This window comes from Albidovulum aestuarii (assembly GCF_029961185.1).
Classification (GTDB): Bacteria; Pseudomonadota; Alphaproteobacteria; order Rhodobacterales; family Rhodobacteraceae; genus Albidovulum; species Albidovulum aestuarii.
The window spans coordinates 1-23997 of the sequence record NZ_JASBQQ010000015.1 but is presented as its reverse complement, the minus strand read 5'-3'; the positions used below and the strand labels follow the sequence as shown (position 1 = coordinate 23997).

20 protein-coding genes and 1 pseudogene are annotated in these 23997 nt (G+C 58.6%); 9 read left to right on the top strand and 12 right to left on the bottom strand.

All coding sequences use genetic code 11. The features are described 5' to 3' along the window. Nucleotides 1-107 precede the first annotated feature (107 nt). Together QKW60_RS20800 and QKW60_RS20795 are read left to right on the top strand one after the other, a co-directional pair. A complete protein-coding gene (locus QKW60_RS20800; protein ID WP_282371607.1) occupies nt 108-1127 on the top strand; it encodes a site-specific integrase in 1020 nt (339 codons plus the stop codon). 496 nt (nt 1128-1623) lie between these two features. Next, nucleotides 1624-2808, top strand: a complete 1185-nt coding sequence (locus QKW60_RS20795) for a ShlB/FhaC/HecB family hemolysin secretion/activation protein (RefSeq protein WP_282371605.1) — start codon at nt 1624-1626, stop codon at nt 2806-2808. 314 nt (nt 2809-3122) lie between these two features. On the opposite strand, the gene QKW60_RS20790 is transcribed toward QKW60_RS20795, so the two are convergent. Continuing rightward, nucleotides 3123-4691: a winged helix-turn-helix domain-containing protein gene (locus QKW60_RS20790; RefSeq protein WP_282371602.1), complete on the bottom strand. Its 1569-nt coding sequence runs from the start codon at nt 4689-4691 to the stop codon at nt 3123-3125. Between the two features lie 249 nt (nt 4692-4940). Between QKW60_RS20790 and QKW60_RS20785 the strand changes: the two genes are divergently transcribed. Further along, complete coding sequence (locus QKW60_RS20785; RefSeq protein WP_282371600.1) at nt 4941-6431, top strand: response regulator; 1491 nt, start codon at nt 4941-4943, stop codon at nt 6429-6431. 40 nt (nt 6432-6471) lie between these two features. Here the strand turns inward: QKW60_RS20785 and QKW60_RS20780 are convergent, their stop codons facing one another. The 5 genes from QKW60_RS20780 to QKW60_RS20760 all read right to left on the bottom strand — a co-directional run bounded on the left by QKW60_RS20780 (nt 6472) and on the right by QKW60_RS20760 (nt 13038). Next, complete coding sequence (locus QKW60_RS20780; RefSeq protein WP_282371598.1) at nt 6472-8004, bottom strand: response regulator; 1533 nt, start codon at nt 8002-8004, stop codon at nt 6472-6474. Then, nucleotides 7997-8356, bottom strand: a complete 360-nt coding sequence (locus QKW60_RS20775) for an Hpt domain-containing protein (protein WP_282371596.1) — start codon at nt 8354-8356, stop codon at nt 7997-7999. Before QKW60_RS20775 ends, QKW60_RS20780 begins: the two co-directional genes overlap by 8 nt. 9 nt (nt 8357-8365) lie before the next feature. After that, on the bottom strand, nt 8366-11194 hold the full coding sequence (locus QKW60_RS20770) for a hybrid sensor histidine kinase/response regulator (RefSeq protein ID WP_282371594.1): 2829 nt from the start codon (nt 11192-11194) through the stop codon (nt 8366-8368). Beyond that, the gene (locus tag QKW60_RS20765) at nt 11194-12222 is read right to left on the bottom strand and encodes a substrate-binding periplasmic protein (protein ID WP_282371592.1); all 1029 of its coding nucleotides are present in this window, start codon (nt 12220-12222) and stop codon (nt 11194-11196) included. The genes QKW60_RS20770 and QKW60_RS20765 overlap by 1 nt, the downstream gene beginning before the upstream one ends. A gap of 183 nt (nt 12223-12405) precedes the next feature. Continuing rightward, the gene (locus tag QKW60_RS20760) at nt 12406-13038 is read right to left on the bottom strand and encodes a tyrosine-type recombinase/integrase (protein WP_282371590.1); all 633 of its coding nucleotides are present in this window, start codon (nt 13036-13038) and stop codon (nt 12406-12408) included. A gap of 127 nt (nt 13039-13165) precedes the next feature. On the opposite strand from QKW60_RS20760, the gene QKW60_RS20755 reads away from it, so the two are divergent. Continuing rightward, on the top strand, nt 13166-13411 hold the full coding sequence (locus tag QKW60_RS20755; protein WP_282371589.1) for a type II toxin-antitoxin system ParD family antitoxin: 246 nt from the start codon (nt 13166-13168) through the stop codon (nt 13409-13411). Nucleotide 13412: 1 nt separating this feature from the next. Further along, the gene (locus QKW60_RS20750) at nt 13413-13700 is read left to right on the top strand and encodes a type II toxin-antitoxin system RelE/ParE family toxin (protein WP_282371588.1); all 288 of its coding nucleotides are present in this window, start codon (nt 13413-13415) and stop codon (nt 13698-13700) included. Nucleotides 13701-13924: 224 nt separating this feature from the next. On the opposite strand, the gene QKW60_RS20745 is transcribed toward QKW60_RS20750, so the two are convergent. From QKW60_RS20745 to dctP, 5 genes are all read right to left on the bottom strand, one after another. Beyond that, nucleotides 13925-15268 carry an NAD(P)/FAD-dependent oxidoreductase gene (locus QKW60_RS20745; RefSeq protein WP_282371585.1) on the bottom strand — a complete coding sequence of 448 codons (1344 nt, stop codon included), beginning with the start codon at nt 15266-15268 and terminating at the stop codon, nt 13925-13927. A 26-nt stretch (nt 15269-15294) separates the two neighbouring features. Further along, a complete protein-coding gene (locus tag QKW60_RS20740; protein WP_282371584.1) occupies nt 15295-16104 on the bottom strand; it encodes a nitrilase-related carbon-nitrogen hydrolase in 810 nt (269 codons plus the stop codon). Between the two features lie 22 nt (nt 16105-16126). After that, nucleotides 16127-17431, bottom strand: a complete 1305-nt coding sequence (locus tag QKW60_RS20735) for a TRAP transporter large permease (RefSeq protein ID WP_282371583.1) — start codon at nt 17429-17431, stop codon at nt 16127-16129. Nucleotides 17432-17434: 3 nt separating this feature from the next. After that, nucleotides 17435-17953 (bottom strand): TRAP transporter small permease, encoded by a 519-nt coding sequence (locus QKW60_RS20730; RefSeq protein WP_282371582.1) that lies wholly within the window; start codon nt 17951-17953, stop codon nt 17435-17437. A 74-nt stretch (nt 17954-18027) separates the two neighbouring features. Then, nucleotides 18028-19014, bottom strand: a complete 987-nt coding sequence (gene dctP / locus QKW60_RS20725; protein ID WP_282371581.1) for a TRAP transporter substrate-binding protein DctP — start codon at nt 19012-19014, stop codon at nt 18028-18030. Between the two features lie 141 nt (nt 19015-19155). Between dctP and QKW60_RS20720 the strand changes: the two genes are divergently transcribed. After that, the gene (locus QKW60_RS20720; RefSeq protein WP_282371580.1) at nt 19156-19800 is read left to right on the top strand and encodes a TetR/AcrR family transcriptional regulator; all 645 of its coding nucleotides are present in this window, start codon (nt 19156-19158) and stop codon (nt 19798-19800) included. A 94-nt stretch (nt 19801-19894) separates the two neighbouring features. Here the strand turns inward: QKW60_RS20720 and QKW60_RS20715 are convergent, their stop codons facing one another. Then, nucleotides 19895-22315 carry a GcvT family protein gene (locus tag QKW60_RS20715; RefSeq protein WP_282371579.1) on the bottom strand — a complete coding sequence of 807 codons (2421 nt, stop codon included), beginning with the start codon at nt 22313-22315 and terminating at the stop codon, nt 19895-19897. A gap of 95 nt (nt 22316-22410) precedes the next feature. Between QKW60_RS20715 and QKW60_RS20710 the strand changes: the two genes are divergently transcribed. From QKW60_RS20710 to QKW60_RS20700, 3 genes and pseudogenes are all read left to right on the top strand, one after another. Beyond that, nucleotides 22411-23361 carry a LysR family transcriptional regulator gene (locus QKW60_RS20710; RefSeq protein ID WP_282371578.1) on the top strand — a complete coding sequence of 317 codons (951 nt, stop codon included), beginning with the start codon at nt 22411-22413 and terminating at the stop codon, nt 23359-23361. Nucleotides 23362-23373: 12 nt separating this feature from the next. After that, on the top strand, nt 23374-23571 hold the full coding sequence (locus tag QKW60_RS20705) for a type II toxin-antitoxin system RelE/ParE family toxin (RefSeq protein WP_336619178.1): 198 nt from the start codon (nt 23374-23376) through the stop codon (nt 23569-23571). A 232-nt stretch (nt 23572-23803) separates the two neighbouring features. Continuing rightward, a pseudogene (locus QKW60_RS20700) lies at nt 23804-23997 on the top strand (FAD:protein FMN transferase); the annotation flags it as partial.

Genomic DNA, 23997 nt, shown 5'->3' with positions numbered 1-23997 from the left:
CGGTCTGTTTCCGTTTCCCATAGAACACCTCCTGGTTCCTCAGTTGGTGCTCTCCACTTTTCTCGGGCAAGTCCACTGTTCAAGCTGTCACTTCGAAAGGAGATATCATGCCCCGCAAAGTGAATGAAGAAAACGAACGCATCAAACGCGCCTACCTGACCTATCTCAGGGAGGCGAAACGCGCCGATGGCTCGACGGTTCAGAGGGCGGCTGAGGCCATCCTGCGCTTCAAGGCCAGCACGGGGCACAAATCATTCAAGCGGTTCCACATCGAGCAACCGCGCACCTTCAAGGCGAAGCTGAACGAGGAAATCAGTTCCGCGACCGGCAAGCCGCTTTCGAAGGCAACGATCAGCGGCATTCTGTGGGCGAACAAGGCGTTCTTTCTCTGGCTCGCGGGGCAACCGGCTTACAAGTCACGGATCAGCTATTCCGACGCCGAATACTTTAATCAATCCGCGAAGGACGCCCGCATCGCCCATGCCCAGCGCGAGACGCCCTATCCGACGCTTGCGCAGTGCCGCCACGCCTTCGACCAGATGCCTGAAGCAACACAGATCGAGCGGCGCAACAGGGCACTCTTCGCGTTCCTGATGATCACCGGCGCACGGGACGGCGCGATTGCCTCGCTACGCCTGAAACACATCGACTTGGTCGAGGGTGTAGTCTACCCGGATGCCCGCGAGGTCAGGACCAAGGCATCGAAAACCTTCAACACCTGGTTCCTGCCGATTGATTCGGTTTATCGAGAGTGCTTCGAGGCATGGGTCGCCAATCTCCGAGACGATCTGCTTTTCGGCCACGACGATCCGCTCTTTCCACCGCAGGAAATGGGTCTCGAAAATGGACGCTTCGCCGTCGCCGGCCTTTCCCGGACCCCATACGCCACGGCGGGATCGATCCGCGAAGTCATCAAGTCTGCATTCACCAGTGCGGGACTTCCCGCCTTTGCTCCGCACTCCTTCCGAAAGACGATCGTGAAATGGGGCGTCGGTCACTACACGACGCCAGAAGCGCTCAAAGCCTTCTCTCAGAACATCGGGCACGAAAGCCTGCTAACGACCTACAGCGCATATTTGCCGGTGTCGCAGGAACGGCAGGCGATGTTAATCAGAATGACTCGGTAACGCAGAAAAGGAATACGGAACATTCGGCGGGAACCGGAAGTTCGCCGCGCCCGCAAAATAGCGTTCGGAATTCGGGAAAGCCGACCTTCGCTCCTGGTGCGAGAGCGCAAAGTGACGACGGCAGGAGCTGACTTTCAACGGCCGACTTGGGTCAGGGCACGTTCATGTAGTCTTGGAGGGTTACGCCGCGGTAGGACCGTCGTGTCCAGAAAATACTGTTGCAAGCGGCGCTACGGCATCGAGACAGTCTTCGGTCGCCAGAAAGCTGAAGCCCGATCAGAACCGCCACTACTCCTCGCTCTGGAGGATTTCCGCCCCTAGGGTTCGTCACCGTCGTCAATAATTAAAAAATAGTGTGCGCGAGCCCAGTATCCACAAGGAACCCCGGGGCCAGGCCAGGATTCTTATCAATATTGAAGTTTCTTTTTTTCTTGTTAACTATGGGGTTAGAGGTCGCCGATCGCTTGTATCGTCACCTGCCGGGGGGCGGACAATCTTGAGACAATGCACCTTTGCGCTTGCGCTTGTTTTTTCGACTGCAACGTCATCTGATGCTCAGTCCTTCTTCACAAATCTGGGCACAGATCCCTCGACCGGCGTCGACCGAGGATCCGCGTCGATTGTTCGCCCTGTCGATCAGCGCACCGTCTATCTTACATTTTCGTCTCTGGGCGCGGCCGAGATCGGCCCTTACATCACTTCGGCAACCCTTGCATGGCCGGACCTGCTGCGAAAGGAAGATCAGCTTGATCTGGTCCTGGCGCTCGGCGGTCTCTCTGACACAGGTGGGCTGGAGCTTGTCGCCGCTGGCGTGGGGTATCGGCAAGAGATCGCTGGAACGGGAACCACACTCTATTTCAACGTCGACCACGGGGATTATGTGCTTGGTTCTGCCAGCAGTATAGCGCTTGACATCAAAGGCTCGATCACCAACGCCGCCTTTGGTGCAAGAAAGGTATGGGCCTTTCCCGATCATTCCCGCCTGACCACTTCCATCGAACTGGCGTTGCGCAATGATCGGAGCCAGGTTCTGGGGGCCTCCTTCACGGATGAGCGGTTGCGGCTTTTGCGTGCAGCCGTCAAGTACGAGCGCGGACTGCCCTTCTCGATCCAGCAACGCTACGGCCTGTCCGTAACCAAGGGTTTCGATGGTCTCGGCGCCTCGCCAGACATCAGCCCGACGGGTTCCGCACCGGGCGTTTCTGTCGATTTTCTAAAGGCCGCATTCAGCGCCGAAATCTCCGTGCCGCTTTCGCTGCACTATCTTGTCAATGCAGGGATCGTTGGGCAGTGGACGAATGACAGCCTGCCGGTTTCGCAGCGTTGCGGCTATGGAACGAATGCCTATGCGCGGGGCTTCGACCAAAGTTACGTGAACGGCGACAGATGTTTCGGCGGCCGGGTAGAGTTGGCCTACAATTTTGTGCTGCCATTGCCAAAGGCAACTTCGCTTGACCTCGGGCAGGGATTCTTCGGTATCGACGGTGGCGTGATCGAGGATATCGCGAACCCCTTTGTTCTGGGAAACACAGATGAGTGGTCCAGTTTGTCGGCCGGACTCCGCGTTGCCAAAGGCGATTTCATAGGCGAGGCGGCTTTGACAAAGATTCTCGACAAGCCATCCGGGGCGTTCAAACAGGACGATACAAGGCTCTGGTTCCAGATGGGGCTCAGGTTCTGAAAGCACAATACGGTGCGCTTTCGGTGTCGCGCTTCAGCGTGAATTATCCGATGGTACTCAAGTGCGGCGTCGACGTCACAGGCAAGATGCACCCCCCGAGAAAATAGTTGGCCTATTCGGTCCGGTTTGCGCCGCTAAAGCCAAATCGGACCGAATTTCGGGGCATTGCTGTTGGACGTTTCTTCAAACCACAACGAGCAACCGGCCATAGGTAAAGCAGGGAGTCTGGCCGGACCCCCGGAGGTCCGGCTGGCTTCGATCATGTAGAGACCTTGTTGCAGAATTATTTGAATTCTTGCAAAAAATATTGAAAGTCACTGCAGCTTCGACAGGTGCATGGCGACTTCCGCTGGCACTACGCCAGACCCAAAGCGCCTGACAAAAAGATTCACCGGCGTCAGCAGCGAGTTTTCCCGATGACGTGGATCCTGATAGAGGCGCGCAGATATATATGCCGCCTGTTTCAGCATGGCTGTCGCTTGGTCCCGTTTCACCATCAGCGCTATTCCCTTCGCACGCAATGACGGCGTGTAAGGATCGGTAAAAAAAGGCTCGAAATATAGCATTGCGGTGGGGTGACGCCGGTAGAAGCGTTTCAATAGGGCGGCGCGCTTTTCGTACTGGGCCGTGGCGGTATAGGCTTGAACGAGCATATAAAGGGCGTGGTAGTACTGCATGGAACCATCGTCGCTCAGTTCTAACGCCTGTGAAAGGTGGGTTTCAGCCTCTTCCATCTCGCCGACAAAGCCAAGCATCTGACCGAGTACAGCCAAAGTTGACGTTATCGACCGGTCGGCTCGATAGGCCTTGGTCGCCAGTTCCAGCGCAAGGTCGCGATAATTCTGGTTCACGAAGTACAGCAATTTGGCGGCCATGGCCGCGTGCGCAGGACGACTTTGGGCATACTCAAGCGCCTCAAGAACGAGTTTTTCAATTTCCGCTTCATCGGCCGCGCAGTCGGCGGTGCCTTCCTTAAAGAGTTTTATTCCGTGCTTGACGTATTTCGCATGGATATGGGTCGCCCACATAATCTTGAGTGCCGGATCGTCGGGGTGAGCCTCCCTGAGCGGTCTCAGCCGACGGTCGGCGTCGTTCCATGACCAGATCGGGGACTTTGGCTGCACCGAATCGTAGATAGCGACCGCAAGGGGCTTTGCAGCCGATCCGTTCTCCGCAGCATCCCACCAATGGGCTGAAATCGCCCGCTGGGCGATCAGGCGTGACTGTGTTTGCATGACAGCCAGCCGACTCGCACTGACATCCGCGGTAAACTTGGTAACGTCCAGTATACGGTCGTCCTTGCCGCTGCGCGTCATGACGATGGTTTCGACGCCAGCAAGGTTTTTGAAAAAACTGACCTGGATCGAGATCGCCGGTCCCGACTCGCGTTGCGTTTTCGAAAAATCCGGCGCCAGTGCCGTTTTTTGTTCCGGTCCAAGAAGCTTGCGCAAATCGGCCTGCAACAGTTTTCCAAATTCTGACGCGTAGCCGCTCATCTCACCCAGGCGTTGAAGCCCCATGAACGGGCCAACAACTACGAAAGTATCTGAAAAGTCCGCGACAACGCTTCCTGGCGAATAGAGCCATATGTAGCCTTCGCCGTATTGTGTGCGAATGAAGCGCGGTTCATTCGCGTTGTCGCCGAGTTTGCTTCTGATCCGACTGATTAAGAAATCGATGTTGCGATCGTTCTTTTCCGATCCCGGTTCACTGACTGCATCGAGGATTTGTGAACGCGTCAACACGCGTCCGGCGGATTCATTGAATAGCCGGAGGGCGCGCCGCTCTAACCGCGTAAATTTGACTACATAACCATCGTCGAATTGCGCCGCCGAGTAATCCTGCTCGAAGCGTAATCCGCCGGTCGGCGTATGATTGGTCATAAGCCCCCGTCAGCGCTGACATTCCCCTTACGTAATGTAATCGCTGGACTTCCAAAGTCTAGAAGTCATTGGCGGATGGCAGCGAAGGAGGTCTTCACCTCGCTAATAAACCAACTGCTTTTTTGCAATGAGACCGATCATTTGCGTTGGCATGCCAGGCCAATCTCAATAGGATGAAATGGAGATCAAGTGCTTATGGGGGCATGATAATTTGGACATCCGATCATGCCCTCTGTTTGTTGGTGCAGCATGACTGCCAGCAACCGCATACTGGTCGTCGATGATGATGCATTGGCACGACGCAAGCTCGTTCTGGCGGTCAAGGCACTGGGACTTGCCGTTGAGGATCTGGACGGAGGTGAAGCTGCGCTGGAAAGGCTGCAGCAGCCAGGAATAGATCTGGTTTTGCTGGACATCGAAATGCCGGGAACAAACGGCTACGACGTTCTTGGCGCGCTGCTGTCCTACCCCGATGATCGTCGCCCGCCGGTTATCGTCATCTCAAGCCTGGATGAACCCGAAGAGATCGCCCGCGCGATTGAACTCGGCGCCGTGGATTTCCTGCCGAAGTCGTTCAACGCAGTTATCCTAAGGGCCAGGGTCAATGCGAGCCTGCGCGAGGCGCAGCGTCAGGAGCAAGACAGAAGGACTCTGCAGCAGATCAAGCGGCTGACTGCAGCCGCAGAAGCCCTGGACGGGGACGAGCAGAACCCGAGAGAATTGGCCATTGACGATCTCGCGGAACAGGAAGGCGCGCTTGGCGTTCTGTCCCGGGTACTGCTGAACAAGTCGATAATGGTCTATAATCGCCGGTTGAGTCAGGCGCATCAGATCCGCACTTTGAACGGTATCCTGTTGCTGCTGTTCATCGGGGCCGCTTTCGGGCTGAAGCCGGCCATCGCCAAGCTAAGCTTTGCCGAAGTTCAAAACCCGCTTTCAGTCGCGTGCTATACAATGGGACTTTCGGCAGTCATTACGACCCTTTACGCCATCGCTTCCAAAGCCAGAGCACCAAGGGTTTCCTGGCGTTCGGCCGGGTTCTTTGCGGTCCTTGCCTTTCTGACATTCCTTCCGCAAGTGCTGCTATTCTGGGTGGCCGAGACTGTTCCCGGGGTGCTGATCGCCATCCTGGTTTCACTTGAATCGTTCCTCGTTTTTTTCATCGCGGCGGCCATCGGGCTCGAAAACCTAAGCCTCCGACGGTTTGTCGGCCTACTTTTCGGGGTTTCGGGCGTGGGCGTCCTTTTGCTGCCGTTCTTTGATGTCGAAAATAGCTCGGTTCATATCCTCTGGCTGTTCGCCACGATGCTGATCCCCGCCTGTTTTGCGAGCGAAACCATCATGATGTCGTTGTCGAAGGCGATCGATGCCGATCTCATAGCGGTGGTCGCATTGATATTCGGTCTGTCTGCCGCGGTCCTGTTCGCGGCCACCGCGCTGCAAAGCGGGTTCGTCCGCTTAAGCATTGTGCCGGGCAAATTCGAAATGTCGGTGATCGTGTTCTCGCTGGCCGATTCGGTTGCGATGATCGCGCTGGCAAAGCTGATCGACTATGCGGGACCCGTGTTCAGCAGCCAGAAGGCTTACACGGTCTCAATTGGCGGGGTTCTTTGGAGCATGCTGCTGCTGAACGAAGTTATTTCTCCGACGAGCTTCGCCGCACTCTTGCTCATTCTGGTCGGTCTTTACTTCGTTGCAAAAAAGGCCGCCGTCGAACGGCTCATTTCGCGCCCGGCCTAAGCCTCGGCGCAATTGATCCGCCGTTAGGTTCGATCCCGGTTCACCGAAAGGTTCTTTGTATGACCAGTTCTTCGTTCTTGGACTTGGGCTCGACCAGATACATCCCAATGATGATCACGCCGAACGCGACCCAGGCGAAGACCGAGAGTTCCTCGTTCAGCAGCAGCATGCCCCAGACGACGCCCGCGATCGTCATCGCATAGGCGCTTTGGCTGTAAAAGACAGCCCCTGCCGTTGCGATCAGGTGGAATGCGAGCAGCAGCGAGGACGAACCGACGATGCCCATAAAGACCACGAGAAGCTCGAGACGGCCGATCTGAGTACCCAGCGGCATGAGGTCTCCGTTCCAGTAGGCAAAGGGGAACAACAGCGCAGCGGATATGCCCATCATCAGACCCACGGACGCGAAGATGTCGATGTGTTCGGGCCTCTTCCCAGCCAGAACCAGAGATTCAATGGCGAACAGAAGCGGAAGCAGCATAGCGAAAACAAGCCAGATGCCCTCCCCGCCCGACGACAGATCGGATTTGGTCAGCAGCACCATGCCGACGCCGACCAGACCAACCAAGAGACCTATCATGCGGCGGGGAGAGGCACGCTCCATCCGCGTGACGGCCGCAAAGCCGAAAGTCATGAAACCTTGCAATGTGACGATCAGCGACAGCATCGATGCTTCGACATGCTCCGTCGCGACAAAGGTTGTCATGCGCTGAAGGATCCCGGCAAGGAACGCCCAGGACAGGAAGAACAGGAACTCGCGACGTCCGAGGCGCGGCAGCTTTCCGCGATAAGCAGCAATGGAAAAGCAAAAGACCGCGGCGATCGCGTTCACCCAGATTGCTAGACCAAGAGGGTTAGATCCAAGCCCGGAGGCCATGCGTGAAAGTGCGGGAGTTAGCCCCCAGACGACCCCTACGGCAAGGACGAGAAACGAACCCTGCAACGTGTGTATGGCTTTCTTGAGCTTAAGTTCGCGCTCGTAGATTTCGGCTGCCATGCCGCGGAACATGCTTGCCAGATGGCCGATTGGATCGTCATGTGCTGCAAGATCGTCCAGCCCAAGGCTTTCAGGCTTGAACCGACCGCTTTCTAGAACGCTGGCAGCAGCGGTCAAGCGCTTGATCCGACCGAAGTATTCCAGTTCCTGGTCGCGGAACCGCTTCTTTGTGAGCCCTGCCTCCAACCGCGCCCGCAGAATCGTCGGATTGAAGGTCTTTGGCAAGAAATCCTCGGCACCGAGTTCGATCGCGCGTACGAGACTTTCGGTTTCGTCATCCAGGGCGGAGATCACGATAACCGGAATATGTCGTAGTGCGTCGTCGTCCTTGAGCGCGCCAAGCACGTCAAACCCGTCGACTTCCGGCATCATGATGTCCAGAAGCAGCGCATCATAAGGTTCTGTTCGCAACATCGAGAGCGCTATGGCCCCATTCTCGGCCACATCGGCCTCATAACCGAGGTTCTGAACAGCCATGCGAATTTTCTTGCGGCTCAGTGCGTTGTCATCGACGACGAGAATTTTTGCACCAGCGACGGCCCCCGCCGCAGCTTGCACAACCGCTTGATCATCCATTTCCGACAACCAGTTTATTGAGAGATGTTTTTGCCGCTGCGAAAGCTGCATCTATTGCAGCTACCTGGCTGGCAGCATCCGAGACCGCCCCCGACTTGCAGGCATGTTCTAGGCTTTGGCACAGACCGGCAAGATCAACGGCGCCAAAGTCCCTGCTATTCGATTTAAGACTGTGTGAAGCAATTCGAAGATTGTCCAAGTCACCGCTCAGGGCGGCTTCTTGCATCTTGCGAAGATAATCCGGCGCGACGACGAAGAACTCATCAAGGAGTTCCAGCAGGTCATCCCGGTCTCCGCCAATCACACCGAGAAGGCGTTCAATGGCTGACCCGTCTATTTTTGCGTCGCTCATTTCGCACTCCTATGTCCGGTGGCCATGTCCTTCGTCCGCCTGGCTGACGCGATGCCGCCGGGCCGCATCAATGCTGGCGGATAGCGCTTCGACATTGATGGGCTTGCTCAGATAGTCGTCCATTCCTGACTTCAGGTATGTCTCGCGTTCCGTGGCCATGGCGTTTGCGGTCAATGCAACGATGTAGGGAACGCGGCCTGGAGGCAGGATCGAACGAATTCTGCTTGTCGTCGCGATGCCGTCCATGTCTGGCATCTCGATATCCATCAGGACAATGTCAAACTCTTCCTCTCGGCACCGCGAGATTGCCTCTGCACCACTGCCAACCACGACCGCCTCGAAGCCGAGAGTCTTCAGTATTTTCTGGCCGACCTTTCGGTTGATGGAATTGTCGTCGACCAGAAGCACATGCAATTCGCAGTTCTGCGTGGGCAAGGCGGCGGTCGCCGCGCGATCCGGACTGGAGCGAACCTGGTGGTCGGGCGCAAGTGCTTTTAACAACGCAACAAGGAGTTGCCCGGATTTGGCCGGCTTCGGTAGCGTGGCCGCGTATTCCATGCGAGCCGCACCTTCACGGAACTCCACATCAAGTGGCGCGACCGAGGTAAAAAGGATCATCGGTGGCGTAGCCTCGCCGAACGCGGCCCGCGCGGCAGTCGTGAATTCGAATCCGTTCATTTTCGGCATCTTGAAATCCACGACGACCACGTCGAACCGTTCTCCCGAGGTTAGCAAATTCAATGCCGTTTCAGGTGAACCGACCGCCGTCGGATGCAACTCCCAAGCCCGGAATCTTTCGTTGAGAATCAACTGGTTGGTTCGGTTATCGTCGATGATCAAGATACGCGCACCCTTTATGGCTTCCAGCATCGCCGCGCGATCCAGACGATCAGGCAGTTCTGCAACCTCACATGGAAGCGTGAAGGTGAAAGTCGTCCCTTCGCCGGGCGCACTTTCGACACTGATAGCGCCCCCCATAAGTTCCACGAGCCGCTTGGTGATCACCAGCCCGAGACCCGTCCCGCCATATCTTCGCGTCGTCGACGCATCGACTTGGCTGAAAGATTTGAAGAGACGGTCCATCCTGTCGGCAGGAATGCCGATACCTGTGTCGCGCACGGTGAAGGTTAGCATCGTGGTCGCTCCGGGCGTCTGACCCGCGTCCGGAAAGTCTGTCGAGACCGTCAGGATGACTTCGCCGACCTCGGTGAATTTCACCGCGTTGTTGAGCAGATTCATGAGGATCTGCTTTAGCCTGATCGGATCTCCGAACACCGCGACGGGAACGTCGGGATTGATGCGGCAGGCCAGTTCAATGCCTTTCTCGGAGGCCTTTGTGGCAACGAGTTCGGCCGCGCCTTCGATGGTTTCGGTCAGGTCCATCGGCGTCCGCTCCAGTTCAAGAGCGCCAGCCTCGACCTTCGAAAAATCGAGAATATCGCTGATGATCGTCAGGAGAGTGTCTGCGGCTGTCGCGATCGTGTCGCTGAAATCGCGCTGTTCCTCCGTCAGCGGTGTGCCGGACAGAAGCGTGCTCATACCGATGATGCCGTTCAAAGGCGTCCTGATCTCGTGGCTCATTGTGGCCAGAAACGCACTTTTAGCCTCGTTGGCTGCCTCTGCGGCATCCTTCGCGCGCTTGAGTTCGTCTGAAATCCGCTTGATGTTTGTGATATCCGAATGCACAGCAACCGTACCACCCTTGTCGGTGATGCGATTGCTGATCTGCTGCCATTGGTTGCCCGCCATTTCCTGGATATAGGGCGGTCCGGGTGAGCGATGCCGCATGATCTGCCGTTCGATCCATTGTTCGGGATCTTGGCGGGCGTTCGGGAAACGACCGACTGTCGCGGACCGGCTCACGATCTCCGCGAAGGGCGTACCGGCCGAGATCGCGCCATCGTTGCCCAACATGATTTCACGATAGCGGTGATTGGCGACGACCAACCGCTCATTGCGATCGTAAAGCGCAAAACCCTCTGAAATGCTCTCGATCGCATCGGTAAGCTGACTGCGCGCCTCGCTGGCGGTCGCTTCCGCATGGGCAAGGTCCGCTGTCCGTTCGGCGACACGCGCTTCTAGTTCGTCGTTTGAATTTCGCAACTGCTGTTCGTAGGCGTTCTGACGCTCCTGCATGTCGTTGAACGCCCGCACCACGCGGCCGATTTCGTCGTCACTCGACCAATCCACGGGCGCGCGGTTACCGCTATTCTGCGCCTCTTGGATTGAATTCAGGAGAAGAGCGAGCGGCCGGCCAATGATGCGCTTGTTGGCGGCAAGTGTTGCTGTAACCACAGTGGCCAGCAGTATACTGGCCAAAAAGGTCACCAGTATCATCCGCTCCCGGGTCATCTCGGTCAGGCGCGCTTCCGTCAAGGCAACACGGAAAAGTCCGATTTTGATGCGCTGATCACCGCTGTTGTAGAGAATGTCTTGTGAATCCGTGTAGGTAGCTCTGTCCAACAGTGCCAGGTCACCCACCGAGGCGACAAGCCGGTTCCTTTCATCATAGACCGCTGCAGCCGATACGTCTGGGTCGGATTCGAGTGCAGCGAGTATTAGTTTGATCTGTTGGTCGGCGACGTTCCAAAGCGACTCGGCCACTACCGCGCCTTGTATCTCCACCAATTTGTCCAGCTTGATCCGCAGTTGCTCGGCAGCCGACCGCCGGGCATTTAATTCGAACAGGCCGAATACGATGAGCGTCGACAATAACACCAGCGGCACGACATAGAGCAGGAACTTCCCCTGGACCGATCTGGCAAGTCCACCACGACCGTCGGCGGACGCTTTCGGTTCAAGAACAGCATTCCGCGACGCATCGAGCGCCGGTTCCATCAGAACTCCTCGGCGAAGTAACGTTCGACGATATCGTCGATGTCGATTTTCGAGAGGCCCGCATTGAAGCGGTCACGGATCGCATGACCTGCCTCGTTATCATTGAAGCAGACGAAGAGGGTCTTGTCCTCAAGGGTCTTGCTGTCAAACTTAAGCACCTCTCCGGCTCCGCGCAGTGTCGGCTCGGTTGCCAGAAGATAGGACATCACCAGCTTGTCGATGACCGCCATGTCGATCCGCTTGAGCATCAACTTGCGCAGATTGGTGACGTCATCAGGCGCCGGAATCGCCCGGACCCACCCGGTCCCGGCCTTTTCGTCAAACTCGTCAGTATTGGCATAACCCAGAACCGTTCCGACCTTGAGTTTCTGTTCCCCGATGTCGTCGATACTGACCCACTCCACGGGCGCGTCCACGTTCTCCGCGAACCCAAGTGGGCCGGTTCCGATTGAGTCGGAGGCAACAAAACCTTCGACGTGGCGGCAGTGGTAACCCGGATAGTAAGCGGCGACCGTGACATCGTCTTTCGCATCCGATATTGCGCGCTTCCAAGGAAGAACCCGCACCTCGGTCTCCAGACCCGCCGCCGCGAAGGCCTGCCTCACCACTTCGGTCGTCGCGCCGCCTTTTGGCAGTTCGGCCGATGTATACGGCGGCCACTCAAGCGTCGTAATGACAACGGATTCCGCCACCGCAGGAGTACTCGCAAACACCTGTGAAAACAGTACCAAGGCCACAAGTGCGAGAGTGTGAAACGCGTTCGCCGCCGATTGCCACGACCCGGCCAGAAATGCTGTGAAGTTCCCACGACACACGCGCGCATTTCCGTCCGGATGAGCCGAAGCCTTTCCGGACGTGGGCGCGCCCGTTCGGGTGGTCCGGTTTCTGCTCATACCTAAGGACGACATGGCACTTTCCCTTCCTGAAACCCGTTTCAGAAAGGTGAGGAGAAAATGTTGCAGGATTGTGTGATTTTTCCAGTTTGTGGGCGGCGTTGAACTGTTCCCCGATGAACCGTAGTCGTCCACCCAGCCCGCCTGCAGGCACGAGGCGGACACTGAACTAAGACCAAGGTGTTTTCGGGGCATAGCACATTCAAAACGCACTCTGTTCCGCATCCACTACCAATGGTAGATCTGGGTTCTTCGAGTCTTTGGCTCGCCTGATACTAACCGCGATTATGAGCTGCCCGTGTCGGCCGGCCCTTTGGTTCAGATCTCGATAGCTTCGGCGATGGACAGCGCGTCTTCGAGTTCGACGCCGAGATACCGAACCGTGCTGTCCATCTTGGTGTGTCCCAGAAGGAGTTGCACGGCACGCAGATTGCCGGTCTTGCGATAGATCTCGGCGACCTTCGTCCGGCGCATCGTATGCGTCCCGTAGGAACTCGGTTCCAGCCCGATCGACGACACCCAGTCGCGCACAAGCCGTGCGTATTGACGCGTTGAGATGTGAAGCCGCTCATGAAAGCGCCCCGGCCAGAGGTATTCCGACCCGATCATCAGCGGGTCCCTGAACCAGTCCTCCAGCGACTTTCGCGTGCCCTCGGAGAGTTCGAAGCGGACCGGTTTCCGCGTCTTGCGCTGAATGATCGAGGCGCGTTCCTTCACTTGTCCCGCCGCATAGACGTCGGCGACCTTGAGTTTCACAAGATCGCAGCCCCTGAGCTTGCTGTCGATCGCGGTATTGAAGATCGCGAGGTCGCGGATGTTGCTGGCCAGTTCGAGCCGGACCCGGATGGCCCAGACATGCTTCGGCAGCAGAGGCCGCTTCTGGCCAACGACACGGCCCTTGTTCCAGGCGGGGCGGCAGGCGCGGATGGCGGGAAGATTGGCGATGGTCATGGCATCTCCTCCGATCCGCCACATGCCACCCCAGCGCCGACAACGCGTCGGCGATCCAATAGTAGTCCAGCAGAGAAACATTGAAAAACGGTATTTATTGGTATATCTATACGGAAGGAGGCAGCGCATGGCCAGAAACACGTCAATGTCCCTCGGGGACCACTTCACCGGCTTCATCGAAGCGCAGCTTCGCTACGGACGCTACGGGTCGGCGAGCGAGGTTGTGCGGGCAGGCCTGAGACTGCTCGAAGAACATGAGACCAAGGTTCAGGCCCTGAAAGACGCGCTGCTCGCCGGTGATGAATCCGGCCCGCCCTGTCCCTTGAATACAGAAGCCTTCCAGGCTCGTATGCACCGCCGACACTCCGGGTGAAATGACACGGATACTGTATTCTCCGCTCGCGGAGGCCGACCTTGAAGACATCTGGCTGTACACCGCCGAGCGCTGGTCCACAGAACAAGCGGTCGCCTGCACCACCGACCTGATCAACGCGGTCGACCAACTCGCGCGCGGCGACCGGACGGGGAGGCCGGTGTCGATTGCGGAGGGAATGCAGACATGCCCATCTGAGCGCCATGTCATCTTCTTTCGCAGGAGCGAAGACGATCTCGTGGTCGTGCGGATCCTTCATCAGAGCATGGATATCGAGCGGCACATCTGAGATCCATCTCCGAACAATCTGACTCCGACTTTCTGCGTCGAACCTGAATGGCAGCAATGCGGGCTGCGACCGCAGCATCGCGGTAGACTGCTGGGTGTCGGCAAAGGCCCGTCTGCCCGGAGAGACAGACTATATCGCCCGCGCGCACTGCCCGACTCATCCGCCGACCAGTTCAGTGTCGGATCGTTATCACGGTATCCCCTACTTCTATGTTTGATGGATCGTCAGATCTCCGATCGGCTCTCCCACTCGACGAGTTTCATCCGGCCGCTAACGCCCAGCGAACGGAAGGGGTCTGGCGGGATGGTTGAAGGCTGACCACTGACCGAGATGATGTCGTCCAGCGCCTGGGACACTTTGCCGAGTGCAAGATCGACAAGCAGGCGCCCGGAACTTGCCCCGCGTGTCATGCCCACGCCATTGTAGCAATTCGCCGAATAGACGCCCGGAGCCATCTCGCCGAAAAAGGTTGCGTGGTTTCGTGACAGGCTGACCACGCCGCCCCAAGTGGATGTGATCGGGACGTTCCGAAGGGCCGGGAAACGCTTGTCGAGTCCCTCTCGATGCGCTTCAGCAACCTTGCCAAGGTCGCGGGTCGTAGCCTTGTAATTCGGGGCAAAACCATAATGGTTTCGGATCAGAAGCCGCCCGTCGGCCGTCATGCGCAGGGTTGTGCCACCCGCATCTGCCGGCGTCAGCCCCCAGTTCATTTTGCCAGTGTAGCGTTTGCGCTCTGCCGATGTCAGGGCACGGGTGATACTGGCATAAGTGATGGTTGGCAGAATGCGGTTTTTCATATAGCCGAATTCCGGTGTATAGGGATCCGTGGCAAGGATGACCTTGTTTGCCGTCACATCGGTCGTATCGCCATCGGCAAAGCGAAGGCGCGCGGCAAAGCCACCGGATTTCTCCGCGTACTCTGTGACAGCGGCATCGTCGCGCAGCGTGACGTTTTCGGGCAGTCGCCGCGCCAGGCCGCGGACCAGCAGGAATGGGTCAACGAGGACGGCACCGGGAGTGAAAACGGCGCCGGCGTAGTAGTCGGTTCCCATGATATCCGCACAGCTCTGCCGATCCAGAACCTCATAGCGTTCGCCGATCTTGTCGAGCGCTTCGCAGAACTTTCGCATCATGCCTGTGCCGCGCTCCCTGACAGCGCCCTGAAGCTTTCCGACCGGAGACCAGTCGCAGGCGATGCCCAGTCTTTCGGTTTGCTCCCGCAGCGTCGCGATGGCTCCCCGGTTCAAATCCATGATCTTGTGAAGACGCGCTGCATCGGGATGATCGAGGTCGAATTTGTGCGGCAGGTCCAGCAGAAAGCCCGAGTTGCGCCCCGATGCGCCCCAGCCCACGGGACGGGCATCGACCAGCAGGACACGGTCCTGAGGCACCAGTTCGCCAAGCCGGTGCGCGGCGGATAGGCCAGTGATACCGGCACCGACGACAAGCCAGTCGTACTGGCCGTTGATGGGTGTCTCATCGTCGATCGGGACGATCTCTTCCGCTGGTCGCCAGCCGGAGGGCCGGTCCATGGGGGGTATGGTCGGTGTTCTTTTCTGTGTCGGCATTTTGGAATCCTCGGCTTGGTGCTGGCCTAGGCGAAACGGACGAGCGGTCCGCTGAGGGCGTTCAATTCCTTCAGTGACTCGAGAAAATCGAAATCGGCCTTGCGAGCAGCGGCGGCATACGTGTCAACGGTCGCGAGCAAGAGCCCGTTTTGCGCTGAACCCGTGTTCAAGCGCGTACCGTCAGGTGCGCAGATCGCGCTTGCACCGCTATATACAGGCTTGGGCCCATTCGCGGCATAATCGCAATAGGCAACGAACATGGCGTTTTCGTAGGCCCGTGCCGGGACAATGCAATCCGACACGAACCGCCAGCGCGCACGCAAAGCCGTTGGAACAATGAGCAGTTCGGCACCTGCAAGTGCCGCGCGGCGGGGAATTTCCGGGAACTCGACGTCGTAGCAGATGACGACGGAACACCGCACGCCCTCGAACTCGAAGACCTGTGGCCCCGTGCCGGAGCGGAAGCAACCGCGTTCAAAGTCGTTCGGCAGCGCCATTTTCCGATAGTTGTGAAGCATCCGACCCTGTCCATCGAATACAACGGCGCTGTTGAAGCAATCTCCGTCACCCCGTTCCGGATAACCAAGCACGAGACCGATACCATGGCGGGCTGCAAGCTGCGACGCTGCTTGGATGACTGGTGACGTCATATGCTGGGCGGCAGCGCGGACTGCGTCAGCGTTGCCGTACCCACTCAGGTATAGTTCCGGCGTGACAAGCAACCGGGCACCGCTGCGGGCGGCACCGGACAATGCAAGGTCCAGTGCCGCCAACGCCCTTTCAGATGTGTGGAATTCAGGTACAGCCTGAAAGAGCGCAATAGTGAGTTCTGGCATCGACGTGACTCTGGTTATGGTGTCAGTGCAGGCCAAAAAGGCGCGGCACGAAGAGAGAAAGCTCCGGCACGAACGTCACTAGCAGCATCACTGGCAGCGCGACATAGAAGATGATCTGTAGTGCCGGTTTGATGGCTTCGTGGATCGAGACCTTCCCGATGCGGCACGCCATGTAGAGGATGGGCGCCACCGGCGGGCTGTTTGCCCCGATCACGACCGAGCAGGCCACGATTGAGGCATAATGCACCGGATCGACGCCATGGTGCATCATCAGTGGCATCATCAGCGGCGCAATCACGACCGTCACCGAAAGATCGTCCATGATCATGCCCACGAAGATCAGGAACGCGTTGACCAGGATGAGGATCAGGATCTTGTTCTCGGATACGTGCGTGACGGCTTCGGTAAGCTCCTGCGGCACGCTTTCAGCGACCATAATCCGTCCGATCATGAAGGAGAACAACAGGATCAGGATGATTGTGCCGGTGGTCTCGCCCGCCTCGACAAGGCTTTGGCGAAACCGCGCAAGCGTCAGATCGCGGTAGATGAAAAAGCCGATCAGGATGGCCATGAACAACGCAACGGCCGCCGCCTCTGTGGGGGTGAAGACACCGCCGTAGATACCACCCAAGATGACAACGGGCATCATCAAGGCCGGCGCAGCCTGTATCGTGGCGCGCATCGGACCGTGCGGTGATTTCTGCGCCTTTATCGCGGCCAGTCGCTCGGGTGTGTCGACCAACATGCGGGCCGTAGCGATCTTGTTGAAGATCATCAGACCCACCATGAGCAGCAACCCGGGCACGATTGTCGCCGCGAACAGCGCGGTGATCGATTGACGGGTGACGACACCGAAGAGGATCAGCGTGATCGACGGCGGGATAAGAATGCCGAGGAGCGACGAAACCCCGAGCATCGCGCTCGTATAACCGCGCGGATAGCCACGGGCGGCCAGCGGATCTCCCATGATCGTGCCGATCGAGGCGACGGCCGCCGTCGCCGTGCCGGAAATCGCGCCGAAAACACCCGATGAGCCGATCAGGGCAGCACCCAGACCGCCCTTGCGGCCGCGCATCATCATCGACATGAACGAAATCAGTCGGGCGGCGACGCCTCCACTCTGCATCAGGTAGCCCGCCAGGACGAACAGCGGAAGCGCCAAGAGGATAACTGAGTCGAGTGACCGATATCCCTGCAGAAGCAGCGTGGCGGTGTTAACATCGTAGGCCCAGACGAGGAACATCAGGACGCCCGCGAAAGACCAGGCGACGGGCACCCCGAAAATCATCAGCGCCATGAGAAGAAGAATGCCGAAAAGGGCTTCCATGGGTCAGTTCTCCCCTGTGTTGCTAGGTACCTTGCCAAACACCGAAAAACCGGCAGCGACGGCATCGCGAACCGCATAGACACCGCAAAAAATCGCCGCCAAGACCACCGCCGATTGCGGAATGATCAGCGGGATACTGAGTGCGGCGGTGGTTTGCGGGCGCTTCATCGACCACGCGACCATGTCGCTCGCAAGGTTCAGAAAGAACAGGCTGAGCACGACCATCACCAGGGAAACGGCGAAAGTATGTAGCGCCTTGGTTCTGGGGTTCGTGAGCGACAGGGACAGAAAATCGACGACAAGGTGCTGATGGTTGCGCGCCGCGACAACGGCCCCGCACATGTAAAGCCAGATTGCCGACAGCGTTGCCAGTTCCAGAACGCCGACGACAGACCAGCCAAGAACGTAACGGGCGAGTACGAGAAACAGGATCAGCCCCGTGATCGCGAGGCTGGTGATCATGACGATGATGTTCAGCAGACCTATCAGGCCTGTATCCAGCTTTCTGAAGAATTCAACCATGACGTTTAGCTCCCGGTTTCCTGAATGGGGGTAAGACAAAGGCCGAAACCCGAAGGCTCCGGCCCGTATCTGTCTCAGTCCACGTTGGCGCGGATCAGGTCCATGACGTCCTTACCGACATCGGGCTCCATCTGCGGCCAGACCTCGGCGCGAACTTTTTCCACGATCGGCGCGAGCTGTTCGTCGGTCAGTTCGAAATATTCCATGCCGGAGTCGACGGCGAGCTGAACGTAATGCTCGTCTTCCGCCTTCGCGGCCACGAACTGTGCCTCCATCGTTGCCGTGGCGGTTTCTTCGACCAGCTTCTTCTGTTCGTCCGTCAGTTCTTCGTAGGTCTCGAGGTTCACCAGCAGGTTGCCGGTTACGAAGGTGTGCTTAGTGCGGACGTAGTAGTCGAGCACGTCGCGGAAGTATTCATAGTCCCAGTAGATCACGTTGCCTGCGTCGCCATCGACAACGCCTGTCTGGATCGAGGTGTAGACCTCGCCCCAGTCGATCGCCGCGGTCTGGTAGCCCATGGCTTCCAGAATCTGCGGGAAGGGGAACAGCGGCGGGGTCCGCACTTTCATGCCCGAGGCGCCGGCCAGATCTGTTGCATAGGACCCGCGCGTGGCAACGCCGCTGAACCCTTCCGGCCAGGCGCCGAAGTACTTGAGCCCGATATCGTTGAACACCGTGTTCAGAACGCCGTTGGCCCAGCCGCCGGGTTTGTAGGCGTCCAGTGCCTCTTCCCACGACGTAACCATATAGGGCGTGTTCAGAATGCCGATCCGCTTGTCATATGAAGTCGACGGCCACGAGATCATCGCGTCGACTTCGCCGGCGACGAATAGGTCGAACACCTCAAGCTGGCCGCCGAGCTCGTTCTGGTAGAACACCTTGACGTCGATCTCGCCGTTGGACCCTTCCTTCACTGCGTCCGCCCAGGCGGCCAGTGCCTTGCCCGACGGCGAATCCCGGTCGCCGGAATCCGTTGCAAACTTGAGTTCGATCTGTGCTGAAGCTGCGGTTGCAGCAAAGGCTGCCAGAAAAGCAGCCGTCGAAAGCATCCTCTGAAACATCTCCATCCTCCTCGCTGGTTAGTTCCTTCATCGACCGAACATAACATGCGTTACGTTCATTGCGTAACATGTGTTATGTTCGGTAATTGAGTCAATAAATTTTTGTAGAACTGTGCATGCGGTGGGGATGGCGGAGCGAAAATGGCGCAACCGAAAAAGAAGGCGGACCGCAATCTGGATCGGTCAAGTTGGGTCGCCGCCGCCCGCAAGACGTTGATAGAAAAGGGCATCAGCGGTATCAGCCTTCGTCAGCTCGCCGAGGAACTCGGGGCGACGACAGGGGCCTTTTACTGGCAGTTCGGCAATCTAGAGGAATTACTTGAGGAGGTTCGCCGGGACTGGGCCGATCGCAACACAGCCCCTTTTACCGAAGCAATCGAATCGGCCGGGGACGACGGCTGGCAACAATACCTGGCCTATGTGAGCGTGCTGTTGAAGGAGGACCAGTATGTCCCTGCCTATGACAACGCGGTCCGGGACTGGGCGCACAGTTCGCTACGCACCGCAGAGGTGCTTCGCGAAACCGAGGCCTTAAGGATCGAGCAACTTCGCCGGATATTCATCGCCCTTGGCTTTGAGGGTCGCGCTGCGAGTGTCCGTGCCCATGTGACGTATTTCTCTCAGACGGGTTACAATGCCATGCAGGTTACCGAGCCTAGAGAAGAGCGGCTTCTCAACGTCCCGTATTACGCCGATGTCCTGACCGATCGTCAGGATCTTCTTCGCCTAAAGACCGCCCAAGATGTTTCGAACCATATCCTCGCGGATAAGCGGGCAAAGAGTTAAACCAGTCCGAAGCCCAGCCATTTCCACGTCGCAGTTTTGATGGCAGGAATGCCCGGTTAAACTGAACGCCTCGTGCAACCATGTCAGTGTGGACCTACGACCTCAGCCGATCGCCTTTCGGGTCAAACGGTGGGGCGGCAAGGACAACTGCCTTGGTATCTCGTCCAAGGACCGCGACCGAGACTTCGGTTCCAGCAATCGCGCTTGTCGTCTTGATGAATCCCAGCGCCAGCGATTTGCCCACCGAATAGCCATATGCGCCCGAACTGACCCGGCCGACCGGCGTGCCGTCGGGCAGGAAGATCGGCTCGCCCCCCGTGGCATCGGCACTGTCGGCCTCAACCTCGATCATCACCAGCCGCTCGCGCGGGGTGCGGTCGGCGAGCGCGGCATAGGCGTCCTTGCCAAGGAAATCGGGTTTGTCCATCTTGATCAGCCGGTCCAGACCAACCTCCTGCGGCCAGTATTCGGGGCTGTATTCGCGTCCCCAGGAGCCATAACCCTTCTCGATGCGGAGCGAGAGCAGGGCGCGGCTGCCGACCGGGCGGATGCCGAGGTCTTCGCCACTTGTGAGAAGCGCGGAGTAGAGTTTCACCTGATCGGATTCTGCGACGTAGAGTTCCCAGCCGAGATCGCCGGTGAATGACACCCGGATCGCGATGGCCTCGACGCCGGCAATGGAGATGCGGCGCGATCGCATGAACGGAAAGACCTCATTCGACAGGTCTTCCTGCGTCAGCCGCGACAACAGCGCCCGCGCCTTCGGGCCTGCGACGTTGACACCGCAAAGGTCGACCGTTCGGCTCTTGAACGAAACCGTCTCGGGCAGCGGCACCTCGTTGAAATAGCGCTGGTGATAGCGCTCGGCCATGCCGGAGCCGACCATGAAGAAGTGATCCTCGCCGAGCTTTGTCACCGTGAAGTCGCCGGCGATGCCGCCGCGCTTGCCGATCAGGGGCGTCAGGCAGGACCGCCCGATCTGCGACGGAACCCGGTTGGCGATGACCCGGTCGAGCCAGTCGCCTGCACCTGCGCCCCTGATCTCGTATTTCGCGAAGTTCGAGATGTCGATCACGCCGACGCCGTCCCGCAGCGCCTTCGCCTCGGCCCCAACGTGGTCGAACCAGGGCTGGCGGGCGAAGCCGTAGCTCTCCTGCGGCTCGACGCCCTTGGGAGCGAACCACAGGGGGTGTTCCCAGCCATAGTTGAGGCCAAAGACTGCGCCCATATCCTTTTGCATCGCATAGGCCGGGCGGGTACGCATCGGGCGACCGGCGGCGCGTTCCTCATAAGGAAAGTGGATCTTGAACCGATGGGCGTACTGGTCCTGCACGCGCGCCCTAGTAAAGGCCTTGTCGGCCCAGTCGCCGAAGCGGGCGAGATCCCAGGCAAACATGTCGAATTGCGGCTCGCCCTCCACAATCCACTGTGCGCTCATCAGGCCAAGCCCGCCCGACTGCGAGAAGCCGGGGATGATGCCATTGCAGCAGAAATAGTTCCTGAGTTCAGGCACCGGACCGTAAAGCGCCGCACTGTCGGGCGACCAGATCATCGGACCGTTGATGACCCGCTTGATGCCCGCGGTCCCGACCGCCGGCACCCGCGCGATGGCGCGCATCATGTTTTCCTCGATCCGCTCCAGGTCGTCGGGGAAGAGATCATGGGCGAAGTCAAGCGGCGTGCCCTCCTCGGCCCAGAAGCGCATGTCGCGTTCATAGGCACCAATCAGCAGGCCCTTGCCCTCCTGCCGCAGGTAGTATTCACCGTCACGGTCGGCGACCGAGGGCAGGCGGCGATCCAATGCGTCAATCTCGGCGATGGTCTCGGTCACGAAATACTGGTGCTCGGTCGGTTGCAGCGGCAGCTCGATCCCGGCCATCCGTGCCACTTCGCGGCCCCATAGGCCAGCGGCGTTCACCACCCAATGGGTGTGGATATTGCCCTTGGGCGTCTCGACGATCCAGCTGCCGTCGGGCTGCTGGATCGTGGCGGTGACCGGGGTGAACCGATGAACCTCAGCCCCCATTTTCCGCGCACCGGCGGCATAGGCCTGAGTCACACCCGACGGATCGACGTTGCCGCCGTCGGGTTCATACATGATGCAGCGGATGCCGTCGAAATCGACCAGCGGATGCAACCGCTCGGCCTCGTCGCGGCCGATATTGAAGAAATCAGCCTTGAAGTAGCGAGCCTTTGCCTCCTGAAGCCGCAGCTGGTGTTCGCGCGCCTCGGTCTGGGCAAGGTAAAGCGAGCCAGGCTGGAACACCCCGCAGCCCTGACCCGTCTCGGCCTCAAGCTCCGTGTAGAGCTTCATCGTGTAGTACTGGATCTTCGAGATGTTGTTGTTGTCGTGCAGGCCGTGAATGTTCGCGGCCGCATGCCAGGTGGAGCCTGAGGTCAGTTCATCGCGCTCCAGCAGCACAACGTCGGTCCAGCCGAGCTTGGCGAGGTGGTAGAGGATCGAGCATCCGACCAGCCCGCCTCCGATGACCACGGCCTGCGCATGTGTTTTCATCTCGTCCTCCTGCAAACTCCGCGACAAGATGACCGGGATTTTAGGCAAAGCAATCAGCTTCCATAACTTCTGATTTTTAAATAATCAGTATTCTCATGACCAATGATAAAGCGCTCGACCTCTCGCTGCTCAGAACCTTCCTCGCGGTTGCCGAGACACGAAACCTGTCGGCCGCCGGTGCGGCGCTTGGAGTGTCGCAGCCCACGGTATCGCAGCACATGCAACAGCTTGAGGCGCATCTGGGTCTGCAGCTCCTGCGCCGGGAAACGCGGCCATTCGGTCTGACCCCGGCGGCCGAGTTTCTGCAACAGGAACTGCCCGGCAGAATTGCCCAGCTGGAGGCGCTGCTGGTTGAGGCGCGAACAAGCCGGGGCCGCCCGCGCCAGGTGCTGCGCATCGCAATGCCTGATAGTCTGTCCTGTGTGCTGGGCGCAGAAATCCTCGCTGCTGCAGGTCGTCTTGCCCGGAAGCTTGAACTTCGCGCAGGGATTTCGCCGTGGATCGAGGAGAGTTTGCGCGCCGGTCTGTGCAATCTGGCGATCGATTGCCCTCCGTTTGCGCAGGCCAAACGTGGTAAGCGTCACCTGCTGTTCCACGACCCGTATGTGGTCGTGGTCCCTCGATCCATGTCGGAAATCCCACTGCAGCAACTGGTTCGCGAGAAGCCGCAAGTGGCCTTTGGTCGGAATTCCAAGTTCGGGACGGCCACAGCCGCCATAGCCACCGAACTAGGCGCTGCGGAATCTGCGCGGTTCAGTTTCGATTCAACCCATAGTTTGCTTCGGTTTGTACAGTCCGGCTATGGCTGGGCCGTAACGTCCGCGCTTTGCCTTCTGCAGGCGCCGTCCGCCCTGCGCGATCTGGTCGTGCATGACTGCCTTCCTGACCGCAAGCGAAGCTTTTTTCTTCTGGCAGGCGCTGACACCAGCAAAGATATCTCTGATAGGTTCGCCGAGTACTCGAGGTCGGTGTTCCGCCGCACCCTTGCTGAACGGTGGCGCGAGTCGTCGCCGTCTCTGGCCGATATTATTCGGGAGGCAAACTAAGAAGCTGTTTGGATTGCCTGTACCACCGACCTGATCCACGCGGTCGACCAACTCGCGCGCGGCGACCGGACGGGGAGGCCGGTGTCGATTGCTGAGGGAATGCAGAAATACCTATCCGGGCACCATGTCATCTTCTTCCGCAGGATCGAAGGCAATCTTGTCGTCGTGCGGATTCTTCATCAGAGCATGGATGTCGAGCGGCACCTCTGAGATCCATCTCCGAACAATCTGACTCCGACTTTCTGCGTCGAACCTGAATGGCAGCAATGCGGACTGCGACCGCAGCATCGCGACTGGCCGCTGGATGTCGGCAAAGGGCCGGCCTCACCCGTCAGGGTCGAAAGGACGCATCAACGCCCGCCGCAGCGCGGTGATCGGCCGGTTTGAGCCCAATGCGGACGCTGAGAATTTGGCGGATCACCTATCTTGAGGAGCAGACGGAGTCGACCCGCAGCGCGGCGCGCCGCTGATCGAGTCGCCGGCGTCCGTCACGGTCGTCGCCCGCACCTGCGCAGAGACCGACGCTTGGGCGACGGTCATTATGGTGCTTGGGCTGGAGAAGGGCGCAACGCTCGCAAGACAAAGCGACCTCGACGCCCTGTTCCTCTTGCGCGATGATGATACCAGCGCAAGGGG

Coding starts and splice junctions, on each gene's coding strand:
- QKW60_RS20785 (WP_282371600.1), top strand. CDS start 4,941: ATGACTGCCAGCAACCGCATACTGGTCGTCGATGATGATGCATTGGCA.
- QKW60_RS20775 (WP_282371596.1), bottom strand. CDS start 8,356: ATGAGCGACGCAAAAATAGACGGGTCAGCCATTGAACGCCTTCTCGGT.
- QKW60_RS20755 (WP_282371589.1), top strand. CDS start 13,166: ATGGCCAGAAACACGTCAATGTCCCTCGGGGACCACTTCACCGGCTTC.
- QKW60_RS20790 (WP_282371602.1), bottom strand. CDS start 4,691: ATGACCAATCATACGCCGACCGGCGGATTACGCTTCGAGCAGGATTAC.
- QKW60_RS20745 (WP_282371585.1), bottom strand. CDS start 15,268: ATGCCGACACAGAAAAGAACACCGACCATACCCCCCATGGACCGGCCC.
- QKW60_RS20760 (WP_282371590.1), bottom strand. CDS start 13,038: ATGACCATCGCCAATCTTCCCGCCATCCGCGCCTGCCGCCCCGCCTGG.
- QKW60_RS20715 (WP_282371579.1), bottom strand. CDS start 22,315: ATGAAAACACATGCGCAGGCCGTGGTCATCGGAGGCGGGCTGGTCGGA.
- QKW60_RS20720 (WP_282371580.1), top strand. CDS start 19,156: ATGGCGCAACCGAAAAAGAAGGCGGACCGCAATCTGGATCGGTCAAGT.
- QKW60_RS20710 (WP_282371578.1), top strand. CDS start 22,411: ATGACCAATGATAAAGCGCTCGACCTCTCGCTGCTCAGAACCTTCCTC.
- QKW60_RS20740 (WP_282371584.1), bottom strand. CDS start 16,104: ATGCCAGAACTCACTATTGCGCTCTTTCAGGCTGTACCTGAATTCCAC.
- dctP (WP_282371581.1), bottom strand. CDS start 19,014: ATGTTTCAGAGGATGCTTTCGACGGCTGCTTTTCTGGCAGCCTTTGCT.
- QKW60_RS20800 (WP_282371607.1), top strand. CDS start 108: ATGCCCCGCAAAGTGAATGAAGAAAACGAACGCATCAAACGCGCCTAC.
- QKW60_RS20730 (WP_282371582.1), bottom strand. CDS start 17,953: ATGGTTGAATTCTTCAGAAAGCTGGATACAGGCCTGATAGGTCTGCTG.
- QKW60_RS20780 (WP_282371598.1), bottom strand. CDS start 8,004: ATGGATGATCAAGCGGTTGTGCAAGCTGCGGCGGGGGCCGTCGCTGGT.
- QKW60_RS20750 (WP_282371588.1), top strand. CDS start 13,413: ATGACACGGATACTGTATTCTCCGCTCGCGGAGGCCGACCTTGAAGAC.
- QKW60_RS20735 (WP_282371583.1), bottom strand. CDS start 17,431: ATGGAAGCCCTTTTCGGCATTCTTCTTCTCATGGCGCTGATGATTTTC.
- QKW60_RS20770 (WP_282371594.1), bottom strand. CDS start 11,194: ATGGAACCGGCGCTCGATGCGTCGCGGAATGCTGTTCTTGAACCGAAA.